The following is a 12,113-nucleotide window of genomic DNA, read 5'->3' on the forward strand; positions in this document are numbered from 1 at the left end:
TATAATTGTCTTCAGTCCTTTTGTTTACTTGTCCTTTTATCCATTCATAGAGAATGATTGCATTACGATAAATTATTAATAAATTCTTCAATCTCTTCTTTAGTTTTGCGATTCTTACTTACCAAACGACCTGTTTCTGTTCCTTCGCTGAATGCCACGAAACTAGGAATACCGAATATGTCCAACTGACTGCACAGATCTATAAATTCATCACGATCAACCGAAATGAATTCATACTCCGCAAACTCTGTTTCTAGTGTCGGTAAGAATGGTTCAATCACTCTGCAATCGGGACACCAGTCTGCAGTGAATAAGAATATTACTCTTTCTTCTTGTTTAAGTTGCTCAAATTGCTCTAGTGATTCTAAGTTTTTCAATTTTCAACACTCCTTTTAACGAATAGTATAAGCACACTATAACACTCTTACCTGTACTTCTTCTCTTTAGACGACTTATGCTATTTCCTTTCACTTAGTTCAATTAAAGTGTTTTTCTTATAATTAACACCTTAAAAGCGAACGTTCACAAATAATTCAATAATTACGTTCGTATTTAACTGTTTTTCAAATTTTCGAGAAAAGCAATTGACAATAGTTTTTGACGTGTTATGATTAGTTCTAAATTAATAGTTGTTAAACAATTTTGACGAAGAGATACCTTCCTAAAAAGGATTTTGCAGAGAGCTGATGCCATGGTGAAAGTCAGCAAATTCTGAGGTTGGGGGCACTTCTGAATTGATTAGCTGAACTTTTTTAGTAGGCTGGTCCGTCACATGCACGTTACGCATGCTGAATGAAGGCTGCAATTGCAGCAAACAAGGGTGGTACCGCGTTAGTTTATCGAGCTTTTCGCCCCTTACTTATACGTAAGGGATGGAAGGCTTTTTTATTTTACCTATAAGGGGGGTAGCGCGCAACATACATATACGATCAATCGCACATAGTTTCTTCAACCAAAAACCACTACAAACAATCGAAGGAGAGAATGAATATCATGGCTTTTAAAATACTTATTAGTGACCCACTTAGCGAGGACGGAATTTTCCCACTACGACAAGCAGAAGGTTTTGAAATTGTAATGGAAACTGACATGACACCGGATCAGCTGAAAGAACGAATCAAAGATTTCGACGCGTTATTAGTTCGTAGTCAGACAACAGTTACAAAAGAGTTATTAGAAGCAGCTGATCAATTAAAGATCATCGGTCGTGCTGGTGTAGGTGTCGACAACATCGATTTGGATGCAGCTACCGAAAAAGGGATTATCGTTGTCAATGCTCCAGACGGTAACACAAACTCTGCAGCTGAGCACACTGTCGCAATGATGATGTCTATGGCACGCAAAATCCCTCAAGCTTTCAACTCGTTGAAAAATAATAAATGGGATAGAAAGTCATTCCTTGGTGTGGAATTGAAAGACAAAACTTTAGGAATCATCGGACTCGGTCGTATTGGTGCTGAAGTTGCTAGACGCGCGAGAGGACAACGTATGACTGTAGTAGCATATGATCCGTACTTAACAGAAGATGTTGCAAAGAAATTGGGTATTGAAATTGGAACAGTAGATGAAGTGCTCGAAGTAGCTGACTTCATTACAGTTCACACACCTTTGCTTAAAGAAACTCGTAGAATGATCAACAAAGAAGCATTCGAGAAAATGAAAGACGGCGTGCAAATTATAAACTGTGCACGTGGTGGAATCATAGATGAGGATGCTCTATACGATGCGATCGTTGCTGGTAAAGTAGCAGGTGCAGCATTGGACGTATTCGAAGAAGAACCATTCCTCGACCATAAGTTATTGACATTACCTGAAGTAATTGCGACTCCGCACTTAGGTGCAAGTACATTTGAAGCACAAGAATCAGTAGCAGTCGACGTAAGCCGCGACGTAGTGAACTTCTTGACAATCGGATCTGTTCGTAATCCAGTCAACTTGCCATCTGTTTCTCGTGATGTGTTGGCAAAAATCGAACCATTCTTTGATCTAACAGAGAAATTGGGTATGTTCTTATCACAAATCCAAAACTCGGTTATCCATGAAATCAACATCCAATACGCTGGCGAATTGGCGAACTATGATGTACGCGCACTAACTCGTAATACAGTCAAAGGGCTTTTGAAGCGTAATCTTGGAGAAACTGTTAACGATGTAAACGCAAAGTTACTAGCTGATCGCTACGGCATTAAAGTAAATGAACAAAAAACAACTACTGGTAAAGGGTTCTTGAACTTGATTACAGTAGAAATTGTTACTGAAAAAGGCGTTCGCAAAGTAGCGGGTACCCTTCTAAATGGTCTGGGTGCACGTATTGTAAAAGTGGATGATTATGTAGTCGATGTCATTCCAAGCGGTCACTTATTGTTCATCCGACACAGAGATCAGCCAGGTGCAATCGGGCGTGTAGGAACACTTCTAGCAGAAGAAAATATCAACATTGCAGCGATGCAGGTTGGACGTTCCACTGAAGGTGGATATGCTATTATGATGTTAGCTGTCGACAACCACGTTGAGTCGACTTCTATCAAGAATATCAAAGAAGTTCAAAATATAAATGATGCAAAAGCAATCGATCTATAACAACGAAAACATCCAGCCGATATATTCAGCTGGATGTTTTTATGTACGATCGACAAAGAAATCAAACCCCATGGCAGTTAAAATTCCAAACACTAAACACCATAGCGCAATACTGATGGCTGACCAAATTGCCGTATTCATTTTCTTTGCACCTAATACGAGACCTATAAAAGCCGCAATGTGAGTTCCGATCAAAATTGGACCTGCAAGTGCTAAAACCGGTAATCCATATCTGTTCATAATTTGTTCCGCACGTTGCTGACGTTTCGACTCACCTTTTCCTTTCTTCTGTTTCCTACGTACCATCCATTCTTTTATACGTTGGAAACCAACGATCAACAGAAGAATTGTCGTCATATTACCGGCAAATGAAAGAATGATCACCCACATAGGTGATAGACCTCGAATAATACCTAACGGCACGACTATCATAATTTCAATCCACGGTATAGCCGCTCCTAAAAACACGAATACATATTCTAGCATCCTATCCCCCCTTGCTATACAGATAAATAAAAATAAGTGAAACGGAATCAAAACCGATGAGATGATCTCATCGGTTTTCTAATGTGCTTAGTATAGGAAAAAGGCCATGTAAGTTATCGATTTCATACGTAGGTTTCACTTCATCATTCGGAAGCTTATTTTCACGATTGATCCATACATTACGCATACCGATGCGATTTGAACCTAAAATATCTGTCAGTAAGTTATCGCCTATCATTAACGCTTCATCTGCTTGGGCGCCACTTAAATCAAGAACATGCTTAAATATAGATACGTCAGGTTTTCCTTTTCCAAATGCACCAGAAACGATAATATGATCAAAGTAACTAGGTATTTCAGGCGAAATTTTTAATTTAATCTGTTGTAAACTTGGTGAACCGTTTGTCAAAAGAATTAGCTGATAGTTACCTTTTAACTTATCCAACACTTCAAACGTTTCTTCGTATATATATGGGTTATTCTTACGCTCTTTTGGAAATACGTCCGCTAATTCCCATCCAAATGTTTCATCATCAATTCCTAATTTCTTTAACCCATTGACCCAAGCTTCCTTTTGATAGCCAGGAACAATCTTTTTCATTTTCTGAAACTCTTCTCCTTCATCGTCAAAGACACCCCATAATCCTTCAAAAGGATTAATACCGATATTTTGAGTATGTGGAAATGTCTCATATGTAGCATACAAGTCTCTTGCTTCCTGACGCACTGCGTGCTCAAGTTCTACTGGATTAACGCCTGTTTTCTTTGTCGCATATTCACATGTTTTCTGAAATGCCGTAGAAATACTCTTGGCATCCCATATCAATGTATCATCCAGATCAAAAATCAACGTTTTAATCATCGTGACATCCCCTTTGTAATGGTAATAATTCAGTTATTTCCTACTCTTATTATACACATTATTTATGTTATTTGTTAGTACATTCCCTAAACCGTAGGCTATATACAATATTTTTGTACGGTCGTGCATATATTTCAAAAAGTAAGGGAACCTACTGAATAGGAGGTGAGCTGGAATTGGTACAACATTACTTTATCGGTATCTCTATTGCTCATCCTGTTGATGACATAGCCCAGCAATTTCGCACAGAATACCAATTACACGAGAAATACAAAGTAATTCCACACGCTAAAGATTTGCATTTGACTATGCGCTATATCGGTGAGCTTGATGATACTAAGCTTCCTTGGCTGAAATCCTGTCTACACAAAATCGCTAAATCGCATACAGAATTCACCGTGTACTTGAAAGGTTTATCGTTTTTCGGATCCGCAAGTGGACCACGTGTCGTTTTTCTAGCGGTTCAGACTTCCGACACTTTATGCGAACTGCAAAGGCAAATCGCCAGGCGTACAGAGAAAATACTTGAGTTGGAAAAAGACGCACGCTTCGTTCCACATATCACAATAGCTAAAAAACGCAAGACCACAGAAAAAATGCAATTAGAAAAAAAGTCTATAGAACCTGTTCCTATTAAAATAGAAGGTTTCACATTGTTTAAAATTCATCCTAAAGCAACCCCTTCCTATGAAGCCCTCGCGCATTTCCCATTAAAAAGGAGTTGATTGCACACTACGCAATCAACTCCATACTGTTTTATTACACTTTAAAACGAGCCATATCATGTTGAAGTTGTTCTGCAAGTTGAGCCAATGTTTGGGAACTGGACGTGATTTCCTCATTAGCCGCTAACTGTTCTTCTGTTGCCGCACTAGTAGATTGAGCTTCGGCTGCCGCTTGAATAGCCAACTCTTCTACTCGTTTAGCTCCACCTGCCACTTCATCTGTCATCGCACGAATCTGTTCGATTGCTGCTGATACTGTAGAGACTTTTTCACTGACGTCCGACGTTGCGTGCTCGATATCTCTGAAAATGGCATTTGTTTTCTCTGTTGATGCTAAACCTTCCGCTACACGTTTTCTACCTTCATCCGTGCTCGTTACTACTGTTTCTACATCATGAATAATCGTATCAATCATTCGACCGATTTCTTGTGTAGACTGCTTGGATTGTTCTGCCAAATTCCGCACTTCTTCAGCTACAACAGCAAAGCCTTTACCATGCTCTCCTGCACGGGCTGCTTCAATCGCAGCATTGAGTGCAAGTAAATTCGTTTGCTCGGCAATTGCCGCAATTATGGATGTAACGCCACGGATACTTTCCGTGTGTTTGGACATTTTATGGATAGTTTCCATGGAGTCACCAATCGTCTCACTAATAGTGGTCATCTGATTGGTCGTTTCTCCCATTAAAGCAGAACCTTCCTTCACCAATCGCGCCACGTCTTCTGATGAATTCAACATTTCTTCATTGTCCTGTGTAATCACATCAATAGCCGTTACCATTTCTTCCATTGAGGTAGTAGCTTGATTGACGATATCCGCTTGCATCTCACTCGTCTGTAAGTTCTTTTCCGTAATTTCTGCTACCATTTCAGAAGCAGCTAAACTCTCTTCCGAACTAGCGGATAATTCCTCCGACTGTGCTGCCAAATGTAAAGCAGAATTTTTCGTCCGATCGATAATGCCTCGTAAATCAGCAACCATTTCATTAAGCGTAATAGACGTATCGCCGATTTCATCATTATTTTTAATCTTCACTTCTTCAATGGCAAAGTTTCCTCCCGATACTTCAGCTAGCGCATTCGTCATTTGGCCAACCGGACGGCTAATCAAGCGACTAATAATTGTAGTAATCAATACACTAGTAATAACTCCTACTGCGATTAGGATGGTCATTAACAACGTAGCGCTACTTGTATAACTCGCCACTTCCCTTTCCAACTGTTCTTGCTGTTGTCTTTGGTAATCAATCATTTGATTAATATTGTCAGTTATCGTTTGTTGATAACTTGTCCCATTCGTTCCTATCACAAGCGCTTGATCATCATCCCCTGCACGCTTCTCTTCTATAATAGAAAGTAGTACCTTGTCGTATTCTACACTCGCTTCCTGAATAGACTCCAACTTAGTCTGCATAGTATTGTCTTTTATAATTTGTTCTAATTTATTTAAACGTTCGTCTCTGCGAGATTGAATTTCTCCTAACTCTTTTATGTACGATTCTGAATCATATAACATAAACCCTCTTATATTTTCCGCTAAATTATGTTGATCGCTCTGCAGTTCTTCTAGCACAATAACTTTATACATCCGATCATCAATTAAAATCGAATACTTTTCATTAACATTCTTCAGCGCTAGGAACCCTATTAAACCGATTATAATGATAATGATGACCAGACTCATAAATCCAATCCATAACTTTTTCCCCACTGTAAACTTCATTTCTTTCATTCTCATATATTCAATTATCAATATACGCATGTATTTGGTACACGTTGCCAATTATACCCCACACTATTCCTGTTCGCATAGGTATATTCAGAATTCAAGATAAAATAAAGCATCTAACATACTAATTTGTTGTTTTTTATTCATTATTGTCTTTTGTAATCATTTAGAACTACTATAGTGCTGAAAACGTATATTTTAAATAACTTTATACGCTCATGAAAAGACGCAAGTAATAGAACTAAAGTTTTTATTTTGTATGATTTAAATCTATTTCAACTAAGCTTTTTTGACCCAATTCAAACCTTATCCGGTAGATGTGAAATGCTCTATTATTTCATTGATTACTCAGTAAAAATTTTACATAGTATGACATAAAAATTTTTCTTTCGTCAGAATGGCATTTATTTTGTTTTTCTAGTATACTAGAATTTCATGACTCTTGAGAGATGTACTCAAGGTAATTTGGTATTTCTACATAAATTCACACTATATTAGTAGCTAATAGCAGTACAAGACTGAAGCAGTTAGGACGTGTTACTCGTGTCAACAGAACTTTTTATTACAACGGACTTTCAACGCCGATGGGTCAATGAATTGACTGAGGCAGGTCCGTTTTTCAGCAGCTTTTCAGAACGATCTGATGAGCTCTCAAAATTCCCACAAGAGAATATAGAAAAACTCATAGAAATGGGTTATACGACGTTAACTCTACCTAAAGAGTTTGGAGGTGAGGGGATCACAGTGACGGACATGGTGCTCTTACAGGAGACCATCGCTCGTTTTGATAGTGCTACCGCTCTTGCCATTGGTTGGCATCAAGGAGTCATTGGTGAACTGTATGAGAATCGTAAATGGACGGAAGAACAATTAGCCCAGTTTAGTGAAGCGGTTCAACAAGGCGCACTTGTTAATCGTTCCGTTACTGAAGCCCAAACTGGTAGCCCTACACGCGGTGGTCGACCACAAACGACTGCTGTTCGCACCGAGAATGGCTGGGTCATTTCAGGCGAAAAGACATTTACGACTATGGCGCCTGCTCTTACTCATATCCTCGTTTCTGTTTGGATCGAAGAAAAGCAGAAAACAGGCTTTTTCTTGTTGCCAAGTGACACAAACGGCCTTTCTATTAAAGATACGTGGCATGTGATTTCAATGCGCGGTACCGAAAGCCAGACGCTCGTACTAGATCAAGTGGAAGCGACAGATGATCAGTTAGTAGAAGTGAATGATGCACCTCGTGGCAACAGCCAAAACGGTTGGCTTCTTCATATTCCTGCATGTTACATGGGAATTGCCCAAGCCGCACGTGATTATGCGGTACACTTTGCAGCAACTTATCAGCCAAACAGCCTCAATGAACCCATTGCTTCCCTCTTCAATATCCAAACACAAATTGGGAAGATGGATTTAGAGCTAATTAAAGCACGTCATTTACTTTATGATATCGCGAGAATTTACGATGATCCTGCTCGTCGTGTTCATTTACAAAATGAACTGGGGGTAGCGAAGTCGATTGTAACGAATAGCGCGATCGAAATTGTGAACTTGGCAATGCGTATTGTAGGCGCCAAAAGCTTGGAAATGTCCAATCCTCTTCAGCGATATTACCGCGACGTACGAGCTGGTCTTCACAATCCACCGATGGATGATATGACGATTACAAAGCTCGCACAAGCAGCAATTAGTGGACAACAATGATAAAACGTCTACTAGTGAGTGGTTATAAAGCCCACGAATTAGGAATTTTCAATGAAGATCATCAAGGTATTCCTATCATAAAAAAAGCGTTAACAGACCAATTATTAACGCTTCTAGATCAAGGACTCGAATGGGTGATCGTCAGTGGACAGCTTGGAGTGGAAACGTGGGTTATTGAATGCGTATGGGATTTGCAAGAAGACTACCCCCATTTACAATACGCGGTTATTACTCCATTTCTTGATCAACAGTCGAAGTGGAATGAACTAAAACAAGAGACTTATGAACAAATCCTATCACTCGCAGATTATTCAGTGAGTCTGACAAACAAACCGTATGAAGCACCTTGGCAATTTGTAGAGAAGAATAAGTTTCTACTTCGAAATTCAGATGCTTTGTTACTTGTATATGACGAGGAAAATGAAGGTTCTCCGAAATTCCTTAAGAAAATGGCAGTACAACTAGCTGAAAATACTAACTATGAATTATTATCAATTACCGCGGATGACTTACAACTCATTGCGGAAGATTTGCAACGAGAACAATGGGAATAGTAAAAAGCGAAATGCCATAAAATAGGCACTTCGCTTTTTTTACTATTTGATCACCTTCAAAACCTGCTTAAATTCATCTGTCCCTGCCTCACCAAGCAACTCATACAAAGCTGTTTCCACACAAGTACCTGAAACACCAAGTTGTTTCATCTTTTGTAAGCCGATCATTTTATTAGCTTCTGTTCTAGAGGAGACTGCATCCACCACTACTTCTACTTCATAGCCTTGCTTCACAAGATCAGCAGCTGTCATATAAACGCAAATATGCGTTTCAATTCCTGCAAGTACTACTTGCTTCCTATCCAAGTCATTCAGTTGTTTAACAAATTCCTCGTTGCCCATTGCGCTAAACGTCATTTTTGCAATAGGTTGTTGTTTTTCAAGCAAGTTTGATAACGATTCAGAAGTCGGCCCTAGACCATCAGGGTATTGTTCAAGCCACAAAATAGGAATATCTAAAATTTGTAATCCTCTAATCAATTTTTCCAAGTTATCATGTAATTCCTTACTTTCATTAACGATTTGTGCAAGTTTCCCTTGTACATCGACTAATACGAAAACTGTTTGATTGGTTTGTAACATACTTTATTCATCCCCTTTCATCATTGTCGCTAGTATAGCATGTTTACAGATTTATATGAAAAGCGGCATCTCTAATTAAGTGAGTAAAAAACCGTCACTCTTTTGGTAGTGAAAGAGTGACGGTTTGGAGTGAATATTAGTTTTGAACTGTCGCTTTTTGTTTTGCTTTTGCTTCAATACGACGAGCATGCAAGATCGGCTCTGTATATCCACTTGGCTGTTCTGCCCCTTTAAATATTAGGTCAGACGCCGCTTGGAATGCGACGGAATCATTATAGTTCGGTGCCATCGGCTGATACAATTCATCATCTGCGTTCTGCTGATCTACTACTTTCGCCATACGCTCTAAAGTTTCTTGTACTTGTTCTTTCGTACAAACGCCATGACGTAACCAGTTCGCAATATGTTGACTTGAAATACGTAATGTTGCACGATCTTCCATTAATCCGACGTCGTTAATATCAGGAACCGTTGAACACCCTACACCTTGATCAATCCAACGAACTACATAGCCCAAGATACCTTGCGCGTTGTTATCAAGTTCTGATTGTACTTCCTCAGCAGACCAATCCGCATTAGGTGCTAATGGAACGTCCAAAATACCATCGCGGTAATCGATTGAACTGTCAATTCCGGCTTGTACATCTTTAACATTTACTTCATGGTAATGCAATGCATGTATGATTGCAGCTGTTGGTGATGGAACCCACGCAGTACTCGCTCCCGCTTTCGGATGAGCAATTTTCTGTTCAAGCATTGCAGCCATTAAGTCAGGCATAGCCCACATTCCTTTACCAATTTGTGCATGTCCAGGCAGACCCGCTCCGATTCCTACCGCTACGTTTGCAGACTCATAGGAAGATAACCAGTTAGATGTTTTCATATCTGCTTTGCGAATAACTGGACCTGCTTCCATAGATGTATGGATTTCGTCGCCTGTACGGTCGAGGAATCCAGTGTTGATAAATGCAATACGCTCTTTCACTGCATGGATTGCAGATTTCAAATTCAGTGACATTCTGCGCTCTTCGTCCATAACTCCGATTTTGATTGTGTTTCGCTCAACACCTAGTAGATCTTCAATACGATCAAATAGTTTGTTCGCAAACGCTGCCTCAGCTGGACTATGCATTTTTGGTTTCACGATGTAAATAGAATTATGAAGGGAGTTTTTAAACTCTGCGTTTTCTTTAAAATTATGTGTAGCAATCAAAGATGTAAGAACACCGTCTAAGATTCCTTCAGGTACTTCATTGCCATTTTCGTCTAGGATCGCATTATTAGTCATTAAATGACCTACGTTTCGTACGAACATCAGTGAACGACCACGTAATGTCAGTTCTTTTCCATCTCCACTCGTATACGTTCGATCAGCATTCAATTTTCTTGTAACTGTTTTACTTCCGCGCTTAAATGTTGATTCCAAGTCGCCTTTCATTAGACCAAGCCAGTTACGGTATACGCCAACTTTATCTTCAGCATCTACTGCAGCAATAGAGTCTTCACAGTCCATCAGCGTAGAGAGTGCCGCTTCGAGTACAAGATCTTTCACACCCGCTTTATCACTTTTACCGATTGGATCATTACGATCGATAGCGATTTCTATATGCAATCCATTGTTCACTAACAAAACGGCAGTCGGCGCGTCTTCAGGTCCATTATATCCAACGAACTTGGATTCATCTTGCAAGTGAGTCGTGCGATCGCTTTCAAGCGTCATTTGAAGTTTACCTTCTGCAATTTTATAAGCTGTCACTTCCGCATGAGAACCTTTAGCTAAAGGTGCTGCTTGATCTAACAATTTCTTCGCGAAATCTATTACTTTCTGCCCGCGAATCGGATTGTATTGAACTCCAGCTTCAGCACCCGCTTCATTACTAATAACATCCGATCCGTAAAGTGCGTCGTATAGACTGCCCCATCGTGCATTTGCTGCATTTAATGCATAGCGAGCATTATCGATTGGAACTACCAATTGAGAACCCGCTTGGTTTGCGACTTCATTGTCAACATTCGTTGTTGTTACTTTGAAGTCCTCAGGTACAGGCTCTAAGTAGCCAATTTCTTCTAGGAATTCTTTATATTTAGCGAAATCAAGTTCGCCTTTATTATTTTGATGCCATTCATTAATGGCCTTTTGCAATTCATCACGTTTTTCTAATAGCGCTTTGTTTTCAGGAGCAAGTTCATGAATGAGCGTATCAAAGTTTGTCCAAAATTGATCTCTTTGGATTTCTAAGTCCGGTAGAACCTCTTCGTTTACGAAGTTATATAGTTCTGTTGCGACTTGCAATTTACCTACTTTTTCATAGTTTGTCATGGATATAAGCCACCCCTTAATAATTTTTTTCGCTATTCTGTTGTATAACATATAGCGATGAACACCTATCATCGTCCATTATTCGGCAACACCCCATAGCCTGTCAATTCATAATCGACACATAACAAACGAATGATTTCTTCACTTGAAGACGTGTTAGTACCTATCATACCTAAAGTCTAGTTGACTTTCAACTGAATTGTGAAAATTTTCACATCGCGGTGAATTACGTCTGAGTCAGTTTTTCACAACAGTTATATAACAGTAGAGGTTTTATTTTATTTCATCACTTCACATCGCTATTTGTACTTCAAGGGTTCCACCTGTAAATTCAGATAGCAAGTTGACACACTATTTTGCATGTGATAGCTTTAGAGACAATCATCTGAATTGAATAGTTTGAAAAGTAGGTGGAATGAAAATATTTTCATTTCTTAAAAGGGAATCCTTTTCTTGGAGCGGTCCCGCCACTGTGAAGACGCCAATGCGTCCAGCCAGATACCTGCCTATTTTTCATAACGCTTAATCCTACGATGAATAGGGAAGTGTTAGACAAACGCAGTCTATAAACACA

Annotated in this window: 10 protein-coding genes, 1 riboswitch and 1 other annotated feature; of the genes, 4 read left to right on the forward strand and 6 right to left on the reverse strand. The window is 39.4% G+C overall.

What is annotated here, in order from left to right:
• Positions 1–62: 62 nt before the first annotated feature.
• Positions 63–377, reverse strand: coding sequence for a thioredoxin family protein (locus SporoP17a_RS03840; RefSeq protein WP_083032669.1), 315 nt, complete (start codon positions 375–377; stop codon positions 63–65).
• A gap of 256 nt (positions 378–633) precedes the next feature.
• Positions 634–859, forward strand: a binding site (T-box leader).
• A 134-nt stretch (positions 860–993) separates the two neighbouring features.
• Between SporoP17a_RS03840 and serA the strand changes: the two genes are divergently transcribed.
• Complete coding sequence (gene serA / locus SporoP17a_RS03845; RefSeq protein ID WP_083032673.1) at positions 994–2,580, forward strand: phosphoglycerate dehydrogenase; 1,587 nt, start codon at positions 994–996, stop codon at positions 2,578–2,580.
• 39 nt (positions 2,581–2,619) lie between these two features.
• Here serA and SporoP17a_RS03850 read toward each other — a convergent pair whose 3' ends face one another.
• Positions 2,620–3,066 (reverse strand): small multi-drug export protein, encoded by a 447-nt coding sequence (locus SporoP17a_RS03850; RefSeq protein WP_083032677.1) that lies wholly within the window; start codon positions 3,064–3,066, stop codon positions 2,620–2,622.
• A 67-nt stretch (positions 3,067–3,133) separates the two neighbouring features.
• On the reverse strand, positions 3,134–3,928 hold the full coding sequence (locus SporoP17a_RS03855) for an HAD family hydrolase (RefSeq protein ID WP_083032681.1): 795 nt from the start codon (positions 3,926–3,928) through the stop codon (positions 3,134–3,136).
• A 176-nt stretch (positions 3,929–4,104) separates the two neighbouring features.
• Here SporoP17a_RS03855 and thpR point away from each other — a divergent pair, with 176 nt between their 5' ends.
• Positions 4,105–4,653: an RNA 2',3'-cyclic phosphodiesterase gene (thpR, locus tag SporoP17a_RS03860; protein ID WP_167693372.1), complete on the forward strand. Its 549-nt coding sequence runs from the start codon at positions 4,105–4,107 to the stop codon at positions 4,651–4,653.
• Between the two features lie 34 nt (positions 4,654–4,687).
• Here thpR and SporoP17a_RS03865 read toward each other — a convergent pair whose 3' ends face one another.
• On the reverse strand, positions 4,688–6,376 hold the full coding sequence (locus SporoP17a_RS03865) for a methyl-accepting chemotaxis protein (RefSeq protein ID WP_167693373.1): 1,689 nt from the start codon (positions 6,374–6,376) through the stop codon (positions 4,688–4,690).
• A gap of 549 nt (positions 6,377–6,925) precedes the next feature.
• On the opposite strand from SporoP17a_RS03865, the gene SporoP17a_RS03870 reads away from it, so the two are divergent.
• Positions 6,926–8,083, forward strand: coding sequence for an acyl-CoA dehydrogenase family protein (locus SporoP17a_RS03870; protein WP_083032692.1), 1,158 nt, complete (start codon positions 6,926–6,928; stop codon positions 8,081–8,083).
• Positions 8,080–8,637 (forward strand): SLOG family protein, encoded by a 558-nt coding sequence (locus tag SporoP17a_RS03875; protein WP_083032696.1) that lies wholly within the window; start codon positions 8,080–8,082, stop codon positions 8,635–8,637. Before SporoP17a_RS03870 ends, SporoP17a_RS03875 begins: the two co-directional genes overlap by 4 nt.
• A 42-nt stretch (positions 8,638–8,679) precedes the next feature.
• Here SporoP17a_RS03875 and SporoP17a_RS03880 read toward each other — a convergent pair whose 3' ends face one another.
• A complete protein-coding gene (locus SporoP17a_RS03880) occupies positions 8,680–9,219 on the reverse strand; it encodes a hydrolase (RefSeq protein WP_083032700.1) in 540 nt (179 codons plus the stop codon).
• Between the two features lie 136 nt (positions 9,220–9,355).
• On the reverse strand, positions 9,356–11,539 hold the full coding sequence (locus tag SporoP17a_RS03885) for a malate synthase G (RefSeq protein WP_083032703.1): 2,184 nt from the start codon (positions 11,537–11,539) through the stop codon (positions 9,356–9,358).
• Positions 11,540–11,930: 391 nt separating this feature from the next.
• Positions 11,931–12,064: riboswitch (cobalamin riboswitch) on the forward strand.
• Positions 12,065–12,113: the final 49 nt, after the last annotated feature.

The organism is Sporosarcina ureae (assembly GCF_002082015.1).
GTDB lineage: Bacteria > Bacillota > Bacilli > Bacillales_A > Planococcaceae > Sporosarcina > Sporosarcina ureae_A.

Bases quoted from the DNA above. Each gene is read 5' to 3' on its own strand.
- serA (WP_083032673.1), top strand. From the start codon at position 994: ATGGCTTTTAAAATACTTATTAGTGACCCACTTAGCGAGGACGGAATT.
- SporoP17a_RS03850 (WP_083032677.1), bottom strand. From the start codon at position 3,066: ATGCTAGAATATGTATTCGTGTTTTTAGGAGCGGCTATACCGTGGATT.
- SporoP17a_RS03855 (WP_083032681.1), bottom strand. From the start codon at position 3,928: ATGATTAAAACGTTGATTTTTGATCTGGATGATACATTGATATGGGAT.
- SporoP17a_RS03865 (WP_167693373.1), bottom strand. From the start codon at position 6,376: ATGAAGTTTACAGTGGGGAAAAAGTTATGGATTGGATTTATGAGTCTG.
- SporoP17a_RS03875 (WP_083032696.1), top strand. From the start codon at position 8,080: ATGATAAAACGTCTACTAGTGAGTGGTTATAAAGCCCACGAATTAGGA.
- SporoP17a_RS03880 (WP_083032700.1), bottom strand. From the start codon at position 9,219: ATGTTACAAACCAATCAAACAGTTTTCGTATTAGTCGATGTACAAGGG.
- SporoP17a_RS03885 (WP_083032703.1), bottom strand. From the start codon at position 11,539: ATGACAAACTATGAAAAAGTAGGTAAATTGCAAGTCGCAACAGAACTA.